The sequence below is a fragment of the Micromonospora sp. NPDC048871 genome (assembly GCF_043198155.1).
Classification (GTDB): domain Bacteria; phylum Actinomycetota; class Actinomycetes; order Mycobacteriales; family Micromonosporaceae; genus Micromonospora.
In genome coordinates, this window is the sequence record NZ_JBICUM010000007.1 from 1 (window position 1) to 16,779 (window position 16,779).

A 16,779-nucleotide genomic window follows, 5' to 3' on the forward strand; every position below is an offset into this window, starting at 1 on the left:
CGAGCGGGGGCACGGTCTGACCCTAGGACTCGACATCGGTCCAGGGGATGAAAGTGCTCACCCGCCCGCGGCTACCAGGCACCGAGTCTGCCAACGGCTGACCCGGTAGCTCCCATTAGGGGATCAGGTCATCGGCGTACCGGGGGCCGTCGGGGTAGGGCCAACCGTTGGCCAGGCAACCGGCCAGGCCGTACGTCTGCTGTTGCATGACCGGGGCCGGCAGTCCCGGCCCCGGGCACTCCGCGTGCCACTCACCGAACTCGTGCCCCACCTCGTGGTTGATCACGTAGGCCCGGTAGACCGCCAGCGGTGCCCCGTAGTCCGGCACCGCCTCCCGCCACCGCGCCAGATTGATGATCACCTCGCCGGGGAGCCGGCAGGAGGTGTAGCCCTCCGTGCTCAGGCCGCCGACGGCGCACATCCGCTCCGAGGTCAGCGGGGTGGCCAGGTAGACGGTGAAGTCGGCCCGGTCGAACTCGGCTACCCGCTGCACCCGCAGGTCCCCCGACCCGATCCAGCTACGCGGATCGGACAGCACCCCGTCGACCTCGGCCGCGAAATCGGCCGCCTCCGTACCGGCCTCCTGCTCGACGGCCACCCGGTAGCGCACGAGCGGCCCGTCCAACCCGTACACCGGGGACTCCGCGTCGGCGACCAGGAACTGCCCGCTACCGGCGCTCGGGTACGGGCTCGGTTCCGGTGGCTGCTGCACCAGGCCCTGCGCGGGCCGGCTCCGGCCGTCCGGCTCCCCCGCCGGGTCATCCTTGAGGCCCAGCACGGCCAGCACGACGACCGCGAGCATCAGCAGACCCAGGGGTACGGCCAGCCAGTGCCGTCGCAGCCGCGCTGCGGGAACCGAACCGCCCGGGCGCCCAGCAAGGGGTGAAGAGGGCATGACCCGATCGTCTCACCCATGTCAGGTCGAATCGGCGCAAACTGGAAATGTCTCGGGTCAGCTTGGACCGGTCACAGGGGCGGACCGGCGTAGCGCCGACCATCGAGGTACGGCCAGGGGTTGGCCTTGCAGCCCTTGAGGAACAGGGTCTGCTGCATCATCACCGGGGCCGGTCGGCCCCGCCCCGGGCAACGCTCGTGCCGGTTGCCCAACTGGTGCCCGACCTCATGGTTGATCACGTACGTGCGGTAGACCGACAGGGGCACCTTCGCCTCGACGAAGTGCGGCACCGACCGCCGCCACCGCTCCAGGTTGATGATCACCTTCCCGGGGGCCCGGCAGGAGGTGTAGGGCCGCCCACCTACCCGGATGTCCACCCCGCCGGCCGCGCACATCCGGCCCGCCGTCGCCGCCGTGGCCAGGTAGACGGTGAAGTCGTACCGGGACGAGGTCGGCACCTGACGCAACCGCAGTCGGCCACTGTCCACCCAGCTGCCCGGCCCGGTCAACGCCTCCTGCACGACCAGCCCGAACTCGCCCGGATCGACCTTCGCGCCGGACTCCACCGCCACCCGGTACCGCTGAAGCCCACCGGACTTCCCCAGCACCGGGCCGGTCCGCTCGTCGTAGTCGAAGCGACCCCGCCCCGCCGAGGGCACCCGCCCGGGCTGCTGCAACACCGGCGCCGCCGGGGAAGGACTTGCCACCGCAGGCGCGGAGGACGGCGTCGCCGGTGACGGTACGACCGCCGACACCGGTGGCGGGACCGCCTGCACCTCGTCGGCGTCGGCCGGGCCGGGGAGCCAACCCGTACCCCCGGCCACCAGCATCACCGCGGCACCCACCGCCGCCAGCACCCCCACCCGGACGGCGACCCTGGGCCGGTGGCCGGCCCGCCGGTCGACGCCTTGCCCGGAGGAAGCCCCGCGACTGGTGTGTCGGCCAGGATGCCGGCGGTGGCTACGAGGGGTGACCATCCCGGTCATCCTGCCAGGTCTGACCGGTACCTCGCGTCCCCCGTCTCGGTGAGCAGCCCGACCACGGCCCGAGCCACCAGGCGCGGCACCTCCAGTTGGGCCACATGGCCCACCCCGTCGAGCATCAACAGTCGACTGTCCGGAATGGCCCGTGCGGTCTGCGGCGCCACCCGGACGTCGACCAACCGGTCCCGCCGACCACCGACGACCAGTGTCGGCGCCTGCACGGAACGGGCCAGCCGCCACAGCGAGTCCGCCCCCGGCAGGTACGACCGTAGGAAGCTGTGAACCAACCCCCGGAAGGTACGCACATAGGCTGCGGCGTAGTGCTCCGCCTGGTAGCGCACCCGGATCTCCTCCAGCGCCTCCTGTCGACGCTGATCGCAGATCCGGCTCAGGTCGGCCACACAGGACTCCATCACCTGCTGCGCCATCACCTCCGGGGCCATCTGGGCCAGCCGCCAGGCGACCAGCCGCTCGCCCCGGGGAACAGCCAGCACGGGGAGCATCCGGCCCTGCAACGACCGGCGGAAGTTCAGGAACGGCAGGGCCGGCGAGACCAGGGTCAAGGTACGGACCAGGTCCGGGCGCAGCGCGGCCACCCGGACCGAGATGGCCCCGCCCAGCGAGTTGCCGAACAGGTGCACCGGCCCCCGGCCTGAGTGCTCGATCCAGCGGATCACCCGTTGCGCGAAGAAGGGCACGGTGTACCGCAGACCCGGCTCGCTGCGACCGAAGCCCGGCAGGTCGATGGCCTGACCGTCCAGCCGGTCGGCCAGCAGACCGGCCAGGTCGGTCCAGTTCTGCGAGGAACCACCCAGCCCGTGCACGTACAGCGCCGGTTCGGCGTCCGGCCCGGTAGCCGGGGTGTCGCGCACGTAGGTGACCGTGCCGTCTAGCCGTACCTCCCGACCGGGCCAGGGTGGTGGCACCGAGTGGGCGGGCAGCAGCCGGTCGGAGGAGAGACGAGCAGGCTTCACCATTCCAGTCTGCCCGGGTGCCCCTCAGGCCAGCAGGGCCTCCAGCCGACGATTCACCGCAGCCAGTGTGGCGCGTACCACCGCCTGTCGGGGATCACCGGCGACCAGGGCGGACCCGGCCAGTTGCTCCACCCACCCGTCGCAGACCAGCAACGCCACCACGGTGGCCACCTCACAGTTGCCGAAGGGCACCACGGCGGCATGTTCGACGAAGCACCGTCCGCCCTCCACCGGACCGCCGGCACCCCGCAACAACTCGTCGATCGAGGCCGCGGCCGCTACCGCACAGAGCCGCAGCACGTAACCGTCGACCGCCGGGCCGGTGGCGTACCCGGCGGCACTGTGCTCCCCCGCGACCAGCCGGACCTCGACGGTGGCGTCCAGCCCGAAGGTGCTGACCTGCACGTGGTCGAGCACCACCCGGGGACCGGGACGCCCGCCGGTGTCCAACGGCCGCGACGGCGCGGACTCCGTGGTGGTCAACTGCCCACCGGAGTACGAGGCGCCCAGGGTCGCCGGGCTCCCGGTCGCGCCGGGCTCCTCCACGGCGGCCCGGCCACTGTTGGGTGAGGGTGCCGGACGTCTACGCCGCAACTGATCCGGCGCGGCTTCGGTGCGGGTCGCCACGCCTTCCGTACGGGCGCCCGCCGGTCGGTTGGTCGGGCGTCGAGGCTCGCCGCCGGCCCGGCTCTCGCCGTCGCCACCCCGGTTGTCCGCGGACCGACGTCGCACCGGCGCGGCCGGTGTCACCGGCACGCCGCGCGGTGCGGCGGCAAGACCCATCCGCTCCTGGAGCAGCCGGGCCACCTGCCGGCTGACCTCGGCCGGGTCGGCACCGTCTGAGAGGTCCAGACGCAGGCTGTGGGCACCCGCCGGGGTACGGCGCAGCGACGCATCGCGTACCCCCTCGACCCCTCGGACCGCGTCGAGGATCGCGTTGACGTCGAAGCCCTCCGGCCGGTCGCGCAGCGGTGCCGGCTCGTCATCGCGGCGCAGATGGGTGGCGATCCGGGCGAGTTCCGGCGTTTCGGCAGGTGGATCCACGGCAGGCGGCTCCGGAACGAGGGGCACGTCCGGTTCGGCGGGGACGCGCTGGGGCAACACCGCCGCTGTGCCGTCCGGCGACCGACCCCCGCCCGGTTCCACCGGCGGTACGGGTTCCGGCGCGGACCGACGTGCCGCGTAAGGGGCCGAGTTCGTCGACCCGTTGGCGGCATGGCTCTGCTCGTGGCGGCCCGCCCCCGCGGCGTTCATCCCGGTCAGCGCATCGGCGGGAACCGGAGTCGGGTCAGGCTGGCCGGGGGTAGCCGCGGAACGAGTCGGGGCCGGCTCGTCGGAGACCGGACGAAGCCGGAAGGGTCGGTGAACAGACAGGTCGGTCGGCTCCCGGTGATCGGCGACCGGCCCGGCACCAGAGGTCGGCCTGAGGTCTGCGGTCGGCATCGGGTCGGTGGTCGGCCTGAGGTCGGCGGGAGGGCTGAGTTCAGCGGCGGATCTGGCCGCAGCGGTGGCCCATGGATCCGGCGTGGCTTCCGGGGCGGCGGCCAAATGGGCCCCGGGTGCCTCCCGGTAGGTCGACCCGCTGGCCGGTGGGGCGCTGGTCGGGCCGTGCGCCCACGGCCCCTGCTCCTCCATCGGCGGCTGAGCTGCTCGGCTGCCCCAGGGTGCCTGCTCCTCCGACGGCGGTTGGGCTCGGGTGCCCCAGGACCCCTGCTCCTCCGTCGACGGGTGGGCTGCTCGGGTGCCCCAGCGCCCCTGCTCCTCCGACGGCGGCTGGGCGCCCCAGGGCAGCCCCTCCTCGGCCGGCGCGGCGCTGACCGGGCGGGCCCAGGCCGGACGCTCCGGCGGCTGCGCGGTCGGGCCGGTCACCGGCCGTTCGTCGGCGGCCCGAGGAGCCCAGGTCGGTCGCTCCATCGGGGTGCTGGTCGGCGGCATCGCCCAACTCGGCCGGTCGGAGAAGGTCTGCTCAGCCCGCCCGGGTAACTCTGGCTCAGCCCTACCGGACAGGTCCTGTTCAGCTCCGACAGGCGGATCCTGCTCAGTCCTGCCGGGCATGTCGTGCTCACCTGGATCGCGCTCAGCCCTGCCGGAGGGATCCTGCTCGGCCCTACCGGGCGGGTTCTGCCCGGCCGTCACGCCGGGGTCGGACTGAGCCCAACTGGGGACGGCCTGCTCCGGCTGACCGGGGGTCGGCTCCGGCCCCTGACCCGAGGAGCGAAATCCCTCGTACGGTCGGGTTGGTTGCACGGGTACCGGCTCGTAGGAACGGCTCGGCTCGGCGCGCACCGGCTCGTACGGCCGACTGGGCTCGTGGGCCCAGGTCTGAGCCGGAGTGTCACGCGAGCGTCGACCTGGTGAGTCCCCCTCACCCCGGGCCCACGAAGGAGCCCATTCGCTGGTCGGAGTCGACCGGGCCCAGTCCGGCTGCTCGGCGGCCGCCGGTAGCCGGAGCCCGGCCTGGTCGGTCGGTGCCGGGTCAGTCGGCTCGGCGGCAACGGCCTCGGCGGGCCCCCACCGGTTGGCCCCGTTGGAGTCCTCCCACCCGTGCGACGCCGGGCCGGCCGACTCCTCCCGGTGGCGCTCTGCGGTGGGCGCGTGCAGCCCAGGGGGCATCTCGAAGCCCGAGGCGGCGGTGCCGACCGGCGGCACCTGCACGGTCGGCGACGAGGTCGGCAGGCCGGTCACCGGCGGAGCCGACGTCGGCGGAGCCGACGTCGGCAGACCACTCACCGGTGGCCCGGAGGCGGGCAGGCCACTGACCGGCGGCGCTGAAGTGGGCAGGCCACTCATCGGTGGCCCGGAGATCGGCGGGCCGCTCACCGGCGGGGCCGAGGTGGGCAGGCCGGTGACCGGCGGCCCAGAGGTGGGCAGGCCGGTCATCGGCGGGGCCGAGGTCGGGGCAGCGTGCACCGGGGCCGACAGGCCCCCGGCCGGTGGCGCGGAGGTCGGTAGGCCGGTGGGGGGTGCGGATTGCTCACTGGCCGGTACGGGGCGCGGTGCCGGCAGCACCAGGCGCTCGTGACCAGGGTGGTGGCCGGAATCACGGGACCCGGGCGGGGCACTCACCGGGGCGTGCCAGTCGGCGGAAGGCTCGTTCGCACCGGGGTACCTGCCGTTGACCTGCTGACCGTTGACTCCCTCGGACCGCTGCGGCACCGGCTCTCCGGGTGGGGCCGGCAGGTCGGCGTAGGGGGGCGAGGCCGTGGACCAGCCGGTCGGCGGCGGAATCACCCGCCAGCGTTCCCCGGTCTCCTGGGAGCTTTCCGCGCTCCAGGACCAACCCCCGGTCGGCGGCGCCCACCCGTTGCCGGAACGGCCCAGGTCATCCTGCTGACCCGTACCGTCGCCGTGCTCTCCCGGGGTGGCGGCACCGGGCTGTCCTGTTTCACTCACCGCGCGCTCCTTGGTCGCCCCCGCTGAGGCTACCGTGTGGCGACAGTGGCGATAAGTTACAGCGGCGGGCCAATTCCGCCCGGGGCCCTCCAGGCCCTGGTCGGTTTGACAGAAATGCCGGTCCGCACGACGACCTCGGAGGTTCTGATGACCGCTACGGGGAACGGCGCCCAGACCGCCGGCCGGCCCACGCGCCTACCTCGTTCGGCACGCCGTAAGCAGCTGCTCGCCGCAGCTCAGGAGGTGTTCGTCGCGCAGGGTTACCACGCCGCAGCCATGGACGACATCGCCGAGCGGGCGGGAGTCTCCAAGCCGGTGTTGTACCAACACTTCCCCGGAAAGATGGAGCTGTACCTGGCCCTGCTCGACACGCACTGTGACGCCATCGTCGCCAAGGTGCACGATGCCATGGCCAGTACCACCGACAACAAGGAGCGGGTCGGGGCGTCCGTGCGGGCCTACTTCGACTTCGTCGACCACGAGAGCGAAGCCTTCCGGCTGGTCTTCGAGTCGGACCTTCGCAACGACCCCGCCGTACGGCAGCGGGTCGAGCGGGTGGAGCAGGGCTGCATCGCCGCCATCACCGACACCATCATCTCCGACACCGGAGTGAGCCGGGCCCACGCCGAACTGCTCGCCTCCGGCCTGGTCGGTGCCGCCGAGACCGCCGCACAGTTTTGGCTGGCCGGGGGCCGTCCGGTGCCCAAGGCCGAGGCCGAGGCGCTGGTGGCGGCGCTCTCCTGGCGGGGCATCGCCAGCTTTCCGCTGCAAGGTGAGTCAGCCTGAACTAGCACCTTGTGATCGGATAGCCTTCGCACGGCGGCCATTTCGCCCGACGGAGGAGGCACAGTGGAGGTCAAGATCGGCGTGCAGTACGCGCCCCGCGAACTGGTTCTGGAGAGCGCGCAGTCGCCGGCAGAGATCGAGCGGATCGTGACCGACGCCGTCGCCCGGGGTGAGGGCACCCTGTCCCTGACCGACGAGAAGGGCCGGCGGATCATCGTGCCGGTCAGCAAGGTCGCCTACGTGGAGATCGCGGAGGCATCTCCCCGGGCGGTGGGTTTCACCGTCCGCTGACGGTCCAGTTGGTAGGTCCGGCGGCGACCCTCCGCGCGATGCGCGAGTCGGTCAGCCGCCGGATCAAGCCCCCTGACTGCTCACCCTGACAGATTCAGGTGGTGAGCGCCCCACGATCGACGCCGGTCACCCCCCGGGACAGCCGCCACCCCCATCGACGGCCGCTTGGCTATTCCGGGTCGGCGAAGCCCGCTTCCGGCCATCGACGTAGCCCGGCCCTCGGCCCGGCGCATCTTGTCGGAGTCCGGCCGCACACCCGGCGCATCTTGTCGGAGTCCGGCCGCACACCCGGCGCATCGAGCCCGATCAGCCCACAGCGGTGCAGAAGTGCGGTCGAGACGGGCAACCCGCAGTTTTCGCCGAACGGGGACACACCGGGATCTGCGGGCAGAAATTTCGAGAGGCCCGACCTGGTCGACAGACCGGGCTGCCGGTGATACACATCACGTAAGAGCCTGCCCGGTGACGCTTGCTTGCGCGGAATCAGGACAGCGTATGGCCCGTTCAGGTAGCATGGAGGAGTTGCCGTAGGCGCCGATCCGGCCGGAATCGCAGTGGATCTGGGATGGCATTGCTTCCCGATTCGCAGGTGATCCCGAGTCGAAGTCCGACCCCACGGCGCGCGTGCGGCCCGGTCCGCTCGGCTTTCTGCCGCCGACCGTGTGGCCCGCGCCATACCGAACGCGCCCTGAGGACATGACGGGGCGCACCCACGAGAGGGCACCCCCAAATCCATATGAGTGAGCTGACTCAAGACCTCACAGACGGCCAGGAACTGGCCCCCACTGCCCCGGTCCGACCGGAGGCACCGACCTTCGCCGAGCTGGGCGCCCGCGACGAGACCGTCGAGGCGCTGGCCGCGGCCGGCATCACCCGCGCCTTCGCCATCCAGGAGTACGCCCTGCCGATCGCGCTGCGCGGGGCCGACCTGATCGGGCAGGCCCCGACAGGCACCGGCAAGACCCTAGGCTTCGGCGTACCGCTGCTGGAGCGGGTCTTCGCGCCCGGCGAGGGCAGCGGCGACGGGCTGCCCCAGGCGCTCGTCGTGGTACCCACCCGCGAGTTGGGCATCCAGGTGGCCAAGGACATCGCGGCCGCCGGCCGCACCCGCGGCGTACGCGTGCTGCCGATCTACGGCGGGGTGGCGTACGAGCCGCAGGTCGAGGCGCTGCGCAAGGGCGTGGAGATCCTCGTCGGTACGCCCGGCCGCCTGCTCGACCTGGCCAAGCAGAAGCACCTGCGCCTGAACGGCATCCGGGCGCTGGTGTTGGACGAGGCCGACCGGATGCTCGACCTGGGCTTCCTCGACGACGTCGAGCGGATCCTGGCGATGCTGCCCGAGGACCGGCAGACCATGCTGTTCTCGGCGACCATGCCCGACCCGATCGTGACCCTGTCCCGGCGATTCCTGCGGCACCCGGTCACGATCCACGCCGGGCACACCGCGGAGACCGGCCCGTCCCCGCAGACCGAGCAGTTGGTCTACCGCACCCACTCGATGAACAAGGTCGAGATCGTCGCCCGGATCCTCCAGGCGGAGAGCCGTGGCCTGACGATGATCTTCACCCGGACCAAGCGCGCCGCCGACCGGGTCGCCGAGGATCTCGACTTCCGCGGCTTCGCGGTCGCCGCCGTGCACGGTGACCTGGGCCAGGGCGCCCGCGAGCGGGCCCTGCGGGCCTTCCGGGCCGGGAAGATCGACACCCTGGTCGCCACCGACGTCGCGGCCCGGGGCATCGACGTCACCGGCGTCACTCACGTGATCAACTACGACTGCCCGGAAGACCAGGACACCTACACCCACCGCATCGGCCGCACCGGCCGGGCGGGCGCGAGCGGTGTCGCGGTGACCTTCGTCGACTGGGACGACATGCCGCGCTGGCGGATCATCGACAAGACCCTCGGGCTGGACATGCCCGAGCCGCAGGAGACGTACCACACCTCCCCGCACCTCTACACCGACCTGCACATCCCGACCGACGTGACCGGCACCCTGCCGACCGCCGAGCGCACCCGGGCCGGGCTCTCCGCCGAGGTCGAGGAGGACCTGGGTGGCGGCCGGCCCCGCCGAGGCGAGCCGCGCGGCGGACGCCGCCGGGACCGTGGCCGCAGCGACAGCGGGCGCGGTGAGGATCGCGGGCGTGCCGAGGGTCGTGGACGTTCCGCGGGCCGCTCTGCCCAGGCGGGCGAGGCTGCGCCGGAGACCACCGAGGTCACCGAGGGCGGCAGCCGTACCCCCCGGCGTCGTCGACGTCGCCGGGACGGCGAGGTCATCGCCGGTGTGGACGCGAACGCCACCGCCGGTGCGACCACGGCCGTCGAGACCAGCGCCGGCACCGAGGGCGCCGCAGGTGAGGCGGGACGCCCCCGTCGCCGCCGACGCCGCCGTGGCTCCGCCTCCACCGCCGGTACGGCCGCCGAAGCCACCGACTGACCCCAGCGACACCCATGCCGCACCGTCCGTCCAGGGCGGTGCGGCCGTGCGTTCGGCCACCCTCACCCGGCCGGGTCGACAAGATCACGCTCGATCTTTGATCGAGTGGCCTCGTTCGCGTCTGAGGCCACTCGATCCCACATCGAGCGTGACCTTCAGCGGAGGCTGCGGCGGGGCAGCCGCGAGCGGGCGGGCAGGCTGGCGGCGGGGCTGGGCAGCCCGGGAGGGAAGATGGGGTCATGCCCGAACCGTTGGATGTTGCCCTGGCCGAGGTCCGCTCGATGCTGCTCGGGTCCGGGCTGACCCGGGCCGTGGCCGCCGGGCGGCGGCGTGGTCAGCGTCCTTCCGTGGTCCGGGCCGAGCTACGGCCGGTGGTACTCAAGGCCGGGCCCCGGTTGCAGATCGCCACCTCGGACGGCGCCCGGCCGTACACCCGGAATGTGGCACCGGGGCCGGAGTCGGATGCGGCGGTTGAGGCCCTGCTGGCCGAGCCGTTCGGGAACTGGCATGTCGAGACCACGGACAGCGTCCTGCAACTGCGGGTCACCAAGTCGGGCGAGGCCCAGGTGCACCGCCGGTCGGTCGCCCCGGCCGACGGGGAACAGCCGAGCGCAGCGCAACAGGCTGCGGTGCGGCACGACCGGGCCAAGGAGTACCTGCTCGATCCCGGTGACCCGATTTTCGCCGAGATCGGCGGTTCGGCGGCGAAGCGTCGGCAGGTGGACGCCTTCCTGCGGGCGCTGGTGGCCACGTTGCCCGCCGGGCTGACCGGCCCGCTGCGGGTGGTGGATCTAGGGTGCGGCAACGCGTACCTGACCTTCGCCGCGTACCGGTACCTCTCCCAGCACGGGCTGGAGGTGGAACTGGTCGGGGTGGACGTGCGCGAGGACCAGCGCCGCCGCAACACCGAGCTGGCCGAACGGCTCGGCTGGGCTGATCGGGTGCGGTTCGTGGCCGGCACCATCGCGGACGCCGTCGTCGAGCCGGCGCCTGATCTCGTTCTCGCCCTGCACGCCTGCGACACCGCCACGGACGAGGCGTTGGCCCGTGCGGTGCGGTGGGGGGCCCGCTGGGTGTTGGCCGCACCCTGCTGCCATCACGATGTGGCGGCGCAACTGCGCGCCGGTGGGGCACCCACCCCGTACGGTCTGCTGACCCGGCAGGGCATCCTGCGGGAGCGCTTCGCGGACGTCCTCACCGACGCGCTGCGGGCCGGGCTGCTGCGGCTGCACGGCTACCGGGCCGAGGTGGTCGAGTTCGTGGATTCCGCCCACACCCCCCGCAACCTGCTCATCCGGGCCCGCCGTACGGATGTGGCCCCCACCGCTGAGCAGCGCGCGGAGTACGCGGAGCTGGTCGAGCAGTGGCGAATCACACCCCGGCTGGAAACCCTGATCAACCGGACCACAACGGCTCTTTAACCCCCAGCCGATGCCGCCAGCCGTGCCTGCCTGATCAGTCAGTCAGTATTTTCCGGCGAAACCCGTACTACTCTCGGATAAGCGCACCGTCAGGTGCCGTCGGGAGGGAAGACCCACCGGATGGGTTCGGCAGAAATATCGCCACAGATGGCGTTCGCGCGCTTCGTGCGCCGGGCTATCGACGACGCCCGCGAGGAACGCGGATGGACCGTCACCGACCTGGCCGCCCACACCGGAGTCGGCCGGTCCACCATCTTCCGCTGGCTGGCCGGTGACTGGCAGGACTACCCGGAACTGGCCAAGGTGCGGGGCTTCTGCTCCGCCCTGGACCTCCCGGTGGCGGCTGCCTTCCGGGCGCTGGGGCTGCCGGACACCGGCTCGGGAAGCCTCCCCCGGGGCAGCGATGGCCCGGTCGAGGCGGACGTTCGGGTGATCCTGCAACGGCTGGCCGACCCGAGCGTGCCGGCCGAGGAGAAGCACCACATCCGGGACCTGCTGCGCTACCTGGCCCGCCGCCCGATCCGCCGCGCCGGCTGACCTGCGCGAGCCCGGCCGACCTGCGCGGGACTGGTCGGTCAGCGCACCAGCACGGTGAACTCGGCCGTGCGGACCTCACCCCCGGTGGCGAAGTCCAGGTAGAGGCGGTACCGCCCCGGTCCGGGTGCGGTCAGCCAGAACTGCATCGCCCCGTCCACCAGTTCCGGTTCCGGGTGTACGTGCAGGTAGCCGAGGTCACCTTCGCGCAGCGCGACGAGGTGGCCGTACGCCCCCAGGTACTGCTCCAGTTTCGGGCTGCTGCCGTCCGCTGCGGTGACCCGGAAGCTCACCGGCACGGTCAGGCCGGGCTCCGGGTCGCCCTGGTAGCTGACGGTCAGTCCGTCGACCGGGTTGCTGGTCGCGGGGGCGGGTAGGCGGCGCGGCGCGTACTCACCGGGGGCCACCAGGTCCACCCCCAGGGTGGTCGCGGTCTGCCGACCGTCCTCGGCCAGGGCGGTGAAGTCGGCGTACGCCCGCCAGATGCCGGGCTGCGGCAGGGTCAGCGGTACCGACCAGGTGCCGTCGGCCGCCATGCTGGGATGCAGGTGCTGGTATCCGGTCAGGTCACGGCGTACCACGATCAGGTGCATCGGCTTGTCGTGGACCACCGCGAACCGGGTGACCGTCCGCCGTTGCGCGTCCTGGATCTGGAACCGCAGCTCATCGGCCTGCCCCGGGGTGAACTCGGCGGCCAACGGGGTGAGGGTGTACCCGGCCCGGCTGACCGCCAGGCCACCCGCCTCGGCCGCCTCCGTCTGCCCGGCCTCATGCGAGTGGGCACCGGTGCCCGGGGCGTGGGTGTGGCCGGTCAGGGCGCTCTGCGGCACCCCGCCCGCCGCCAGGGCCCCGCCGGTGTTCATCCGACCGAGCCCGAACCCGAGCAGTACGGCCAGGATCAGCCCACCGACCACCAGCGCCAGCCGCACCGTACCCGGATCGGCCCTGTCCACCCCGCCCTCGCCGCCGCCAACACCGAGCTCCCCGACCCCCACCTGCCCATCCGTTCCGTCATCCCCCCGCACCGCCACATCCCCTTCTCGCTCCCCCGGCACCCACCCACCGTAGCCACCACCCCCGCACCCTCACCCCACCTCCCCCGCGATCTTGCACTTTTTGTCGCTGAGATGCGGCATTCACCCGTTATGTCCCGACAGAAAGTGCAAGATCGCGGGGCAGGTCAGGTCGTTAGGGCCAGGGTTAGGGGGAGGACGGCGGGGGCGTTGGCGCGGCGGAGTTCGCGGGCGGCCAGGGTCAGGGTCCAGCCGGTCTCGACGAGGTCGTCTACGAGCAGGACGGGGCCGGTCAGGTCGGCCAGGGCGGTGGCCAGGGGGGCGGGCACGGTGAGGGTGCCGTGCAGGGCGCGTACCCGCTGGGCGCTGTTTCCGCGGGCGGCACCCGGTGGGGTGGCGACGGTCACCCGACCCAGCAGGGGCATCCGCCCGACGGCGGCGATCCGCTCGGCCAGTGAGGTGATCAGGAGCGGATGAGTGGTCGAGTCCATCGCCACCACCCCCACCGGGCGACTGGGCCAGGGATCGTCCCCGTGCGCCCACGCCTTGAGGACCTCGATGACGGCCGCGACCACGTCGTCCGGCACCGGCCCGTCCGGGGTACCCGGTCCGACCAGCCCGCGCAGCCGGTCACCCCAACCTAGATCGGAGAGCCGGCCCACGGCCCGACCGGGCAGCGCCTGCTCCGTCGGGGCGATGCGCCCCTTCAGGGGTACGCCGACCGCCGCCAACCCGGTCGGCCAGAGCTTCTTCGGCACGATCTGCACCCCGGGGCGGCCCAGGAAGTTCTGTGCGGCCGTCAATGCCGCCGGTGACACCTCGGAGGTGAACAGGGGCTCGGCACACCGGTCGCAGCGGCCACAGTCGGTCGCCTCGGCGTCGTCCAGGCACTCCCGCAGGTAACGCAACCGGCAACCGGGCGTCGAGGCGTACTCCAGCATGGCCTGTTGCTCGGCGGCGCGGGCGGTGGCGACGCGGCGCAACCGCTCGGCGTCGTAGGTCCAGGGCTCGCCGGTGGCGAGCCAGCCGCCGCGCACCCGGCGGACCGCGCCGTCGACGTCGAGCACCTTGAGCATCATCTCCAGGCGGGCCCGGCGCAGGTCGACCAGCGGTTCCAGGGCCTGGGTGGAGAGCGGCCGGTCGGTGTGCAGGGCGGCGAGCACCGCACGGACCTGGTCCTCCGGGGGGAAGGCCAGGGAGGCGAAGTACCGCCAGATGGCCACGTCCTCGCGGCCGGGCAGCAGCAGCACCTCGGCGTGGTCGACGGCCCGGCCGGCCCGGCCGACCTGCTGGTAGTAGGCGATCGGGGAGGGTGGGGCACCCAGGTGCACCACGAACCCCAGGTCCGGTTTGTCGAAGCCCATGCCGAGAGCGCTGGTGGCCACCAGGGCCTTGATCTTGTTGTCCAGCAGGTCCTGTTCGGCGGCGCGCCGGTCGGCGTCCTCCGCCTGCCCGGTGTACGCCGCCACCGACCATCCTCGGGCCCGCAGGAACTCCGCGGTCTCCGTGGCCGCGGCGACGGTCAGGGTGTAGATGATGCCGGACCCGGGCAGCCGGTCCAGGTGGTCGGCGAGCCAGCCGAGCCGGTGCGCCGGGGTGGGCAGGTCGAGTACGCCCAGCCGCAGGGACTCCCGGTCCAGGCTGCCCCGCAGCACCAGCACCTCCGGACCGGGGACGGCCACCTCCGTGCCGAGTTGTTCGGCCACGTCCCGGGTCACCCGGGCGTTGGCGGTGGCCGTCGTCGCCAGCACCGGAGTGTGGGCCGGCAGATTGCCGAGAAAGGTACGCAACCGGCGGTAGTCCGGCCGGAAGTCGTGCCCCCAGTCGGAGACGCAGTGCGCCTCGTCGACCACCAGCAGCCCGGTGGTGGCGGCCAACTGCGGCAGCACACCGTCGCGGAAGTCCGGATTGTTCAGCCGTTCCGGGCTGATCAACAACACGTCCACCGTCCCGGCGTGGATCTCGGCGGTGATCTCCTCCCACTCCTCCAGATTGGCGGAGTTGATGGTGCGGGCCCGGATGCCGGCCCGGGCGGCGGCCTCGACCTGGTTCCGCATCAACGCCAACAGCGGAGAGACGATCACCGTAGGCCCGGCGGGAGAGGGCTGGTCACGCAGCAGGGCGGTGGCCACGAAGTAGACCGCCGACTTGCCCCAGCCGGTACGTTGCACGCAGAGCACCCGCCGCTGGTCGACCACCAACGCCTCGATCGCCCGCCACTGATCCTCACGGAGGGTGGCGTGGTCGCCGGCCAACCGCCGCAGCACCTGTTCGGCGCGCTCCCGGACCATGCTGCGTTCCTGGCTCATCCGGCCTTTCTACCAGCGCGGGCGGGAGCGGGGGTGATGTCCCTCCGGCCCGGCCCGACCTGCTGGCATACGATGCCGTTCGATGAGAGAGGACGACATGACACAGCCAACCGGCACCACCGTCACGAGCCGGCGGATCGCGGTCGCCGTGGTGGCCCTGCTCACCGCCGCCATGGTGACCGGCTGCGACGACGACACGCCGCAGGCGGCCCCACCTCCGCCGGACCCGAAGCAGGAGCTGCTGGCCGCGGTGCCGACCGAGGAGGACCCGGCCTTCCGCTTCGTCACCCGGGACACCTCCGGCGACGTCTCCGGGGTGGTGGATCCGGCGAACCGGGGCATGGACATCGACACCGTCACCAAGGACAAGGACTTCACCCTGGAGATGTCCTTCCGGATGGTCGACTCACGGACCTGGATGAAGGTCAACTTCAAGGGTTCCAAGGACATCCAGAAGCTGATGAAGCTGCCCACCACGTGGATGGAGATGGACCCGGCGAAGATCGAGATCCCGGACACCCTGCCCACCTACCAGGGCACCGATCCCGGCAACGCCGAGGCGATCATCCGCGCGGCCAGCGAGGTCCAGGCCGGTGAGGGTGGGACGTACACCGGGGTGATCGACCTGGCCACCCAGCCGGACCTGGTGGAGGCCATGGAGGGGCTGGTCACCCTCGGGGAGGGCACCGAGCCGATCCCGTTCACCGCCGTCGTCGGCCCGGACGGCAACCTGGCCTCGCTCACCCTGGAGATCCCGCCCGCCGGCAAGAAGAAGGCCAGCGAGTACGTGGTGGAGTACTCCGACTTCGGCAGCACCCCGCAGATCGTCGCCTTCACCCCCGACGAGGCCGAACCGGCCCCCACCTCCGCCTACGACCTCCTGAACGGCTGACCACAGTTGTGTTGATCAAGAAGTTTGCGTCTGGATCGGGCTCATCGGAGACGCAAACTTCTTGATCAACAGCGGTAGGGGGCGTCAGCGGCCTAGGACGGAGCCGCCGTTCACGCCCAGGATCTGGCCGGTGACGTAGCCGGCGGCGGGGCTGGCCAGGTAGCGGATGGATTCGGCGATGTCGTCCGGGGTGCCGGCCCGGCCGACCAGGGTGGCGGCCACCCGCTTGGCGTGCCCCTCGGGGGTCATCCGACCGACGAAGAGTTCCGTCTCCGCCACGTAGCCGGGGCTGACCACGTTGACCGTGATCTGCTCCGGACCCAGTTGGGCCGCGAGACTGTACGCCCAGCCGTGCAGTGCCGCCTTCGCCGCCGCGTACGCCTCATCCCCACCCCGCTGGGCGGCGATCGAGCTGATCAGGATCACCCGTCCGCCGGGACGACGCAGCCTGGGCCGCAGCGCCTCGGTTAGCAGTACGGCCGTCAGCACATTGGTGTCCAGGGTGGCCCGCCAGTAGTCGGCGATCCCGGTCAGGGAGTCCTGCTGCGGGCTGTGGAAGGCACCGGCGTTGTTGACCAGCACGTCGACCGGTCGGTCCCCGACCGCCTCCAGCACCCTGCCGACCTGCTCGGGGTCGGTGAGGTCGACCGGCACCGGGCGTACCGCCTCCGGTCGGCCGGTCTCCGCCCGGATCCGGTCGGCCGTCGCCGCCAGCACCTCCGCCCGTCGACCGAGCACGAGCACCGAGCACCCGTCCGCGACGAGGGTCCGCGCCACGGCCGCCCCGATTCCCGTACCCCCGCCGCTGACCACAGCCAACCGCTCGGCCACCCCGGGTCCCCTGTCGTCGTCGG

General features: G+C 72.4%; 13 protein-coding genes. 6 read left to right on the top strand and 7 right to left on the bottom strand.

The features are described 5' to 3' along the window. Positions 1 to 115: 115 nt before the first annotated feature. The 4 genes from ACGFIK_RS17230 to ACGFIK_RS17245 form a co-directional block, all read right to left on the bottom strand. Entirely contained in the window at positions 116 to 895 is a 780-nt protein-coding gene (locus ACGFIK_RS17230; protein ID WP_327023985.1) for a DUF3152 domain-containing protein, read from the bottom strand. Positions 896 to 966: 71 nt separating this feature from the next. Next, a complete protein-coding gene (locus ACGFIK_RS17235; protein ID WP_327023984.1) occupies positions 967 to 1,872 on the bottom strand; it encodes a DUF3152 domain-containing protein in 906 nt (301 codons plus the stop codon). A 5-nt stretch (positions 1,873 to 1,877) separates the two neighbouring features. After that, a complete protein-coding gene (locus ACGFIK_RS17240) occupies positions 1,878 to 2,852 on the bottom strand; it encodes an alpha/beta fold hydrolase (RefSeq protein ID WP_393340185.1) in 975 nt (324 codons plus the stop codon). 24 nt (positions 2,853 to 2,876) lie between these two features. Next, positions 2,877 to 6,245 (bottom strand): hypothetical protein, encoded by a 3,369-nt coding sequence (locus ACGFIK_RS17245; RefSeq protein ID WP_393340188.1) that lies wholly within the window; start codon positions 6,243 to 6,245, stop codon positions 2,877 to 2,879. Positions 6,246 to 6,392: 147 nt separating this feature from the next. Here ACGFIK_RS17245 and ACGFIK_RS17250 point away from each other — a divergent pair, with 147 nt between their 5' ends. From ACGFIK_RS17250 to ACGFIK_RS17270, 5 genes are all read left to right on the top strand, one after another. Next, entirely contained in the window at positions 6,393 to 7,031 is a 639-nt protein-coding gene (locus tag ACGFIK_RS17250) for a TetR/AcrR family transcriptional regulator (protein WP_357530468.1), read from the top strand. Positions 7,032 to 7,094: 63 nt separating this feature from the next. Further along, positions 7,095 to 7,322: a DUF3107 domain-containing protein gene (locus tag ACGFIK_RS17255; protein WP_013736008.1), complete on the top strand. Its 228-nt coding sequence runs from the start codon at positions 7,095 to 7,097 to the stop codon at positions 7,320 to 7,322. A gap of 736 nt (positions 7,323 to 8,058) precedes the next feature. Continuing rightward, positions 8,059 to 9,756 (top strand): DEAD/DEAH box helicase, encoded by a 1,698-nt coding sequence (locus tag ACGFIK_RS17260; RefSeq protein WP_393340191.1) that lies wholly within the window; start codon positions 8,059 to 8,061, stop codon positions 9,754 to 9,756. A gap of 239 nt (positions 9,757 to 9,995) precedes the next feature. After that, entirely contained in the window at positions 9,996 to 11,177 is a 1,182-nt protein-coding gene (locus ACGFIK_RS17265) for a class I SAM-dependent methyltransferase (RefSeq protein ID WP_393340194.1), read from the top strand. Between the two features lie 120 nt (positions 11,178 to 11,297). After that, on the top strand, positions 11,298 to 11,714 hold the full coding sequence (locus ACGFIK_RS17270) for a helix-turn-helix domain-containing protein (RefSeq protein WP_327023979.1): 417 nt from the start codon (positions 11,298 to 11,300) through the stop codon (positions 11,712 to 11,714). 38 nt (positions 11,715 to 11,752) lie between these two features. On the opposite strand, the gene ACGFIK_RS17275 is transcribed toward ACGFIK_RS17270, so the two are convergent. After that, positions 11,753 to 12,706 (bottom strand): hypothetical protein, encoded by a 954-nt coding sequence (locus ACGFIK_RS17275; protein ID WP_327023978.1) that lies wholly within the window; start codon positions 12,704 to 12,706, stop codon positions 11,753 to 11,755. 185 nt (positions 12,707 to 12,891) lie between these two features. Beyond that, positions 12,892 to 15,033, bottom strand: a complete 2,142-nt coding sequence (locus ACGFIK_RS17280) for a DEAD/DEAH box helicase (protein ID WP_393340197.1) — start codon at positions 15,031 to 15,033, stop codon at positions 12,892 to 12,894. 97 nt (positions 15,034 to 15,130) lie between these two features. Here ACGFIK_RS17280 and ACGFIK_RS17285 point away from each other — a divergent pair, with 97 nt between their 5' ends. Continuing rightward, complete coding sequence (locus ACGFIK_RS17285) at positions 15,131 to 15,925, top strand: hypothetical protein (RefSeq protein WP_393340200.1); 795 nt, start codon at positions 15,131 to 15,133, stop codon at positions 15,923 to 15,925. 84 nt (positions 15,926 to 16,009) lie between these two features. Here ACGFIK_RS17285 and ACGFIK_RS17290 read toward each other — a convergent pair whose 3' ends face one another. Further along, positions 16,010 to 16,756, bottom strand: a complete 747-nt coding sequence (locus tag ACGFIK_RS17290) for an SDR family oxidoreductase (RefSeq protein ID WP_357530462.1) — start codon at positions 16,754 to 16,756, stop codon at positions 16,010 to 16,012. Positions 16,757 to 16,779 lie beyond the last annotated feature (23 nt).

Excerpts from the sequence above, each read along its gene's own strand:
- ACGFIK_RS17280 (WP_393340197.1), bottom strand. The coding sequence starts at position 15,033 with ATGAGCCAGGAACGCAGCATGGTCCGGGAGCGCGCCGAACAGGTGCTG.
- ACGFIK_RS17260 (WP_393340191.1), top strand. The coding sequence starts at position 8,059 with ATGAGTGAGCTGACTCAAGACCTCACAGACGGCCAGGAACTGGCCCCC.
- ACGFIK_RS17265 (WP_393340194.1), top strand. The coding sequence starts at position 9,996 with ATGCCCGAACCGTTGGATGTTGCCCTGGCCGAGGTCCGCTCGATGCTG.
- ACGFIK_RS17230 (WP_327023985.1), bottom strand. The coding sequence starts at position 895 with ATGCCCTCTTCACCCCTTGCTGGGCGCCCGGGCGGTTCGGTTCCCGCA.
- ACGFIK_RS17250 (WP_357530468.1), top strand. The coding sequence starts at position 6,393 with ATGACCGCTACGGGGAACGGCGCCCAGACCGCCGGCCGGCCCACGCGC.
- ACGFIK_RS17235 (WP_327023984.1), bottom strand. The coding sequence starts at position 1,872 with ATGGTCACCCCTCGTAGCCACCGCCGGCATCCTGGCCGACACACCAGT.
- ACGFIK_RS17285 (WP_393340200.1), top strand. The coding sequence starts at position 15,131 with ATGACACAGCCAACCGGCACCACCGTCACGAGCCGGCGGATCGCGGTC.
- ACGFIK_RS17270 (WP_327023979.1), top strand. The coding sequence starts at position 11,298 with ATGGGTTCGGCAGAAATATCGCCACAGATGGCGTTCGCGCGCTTCGTG.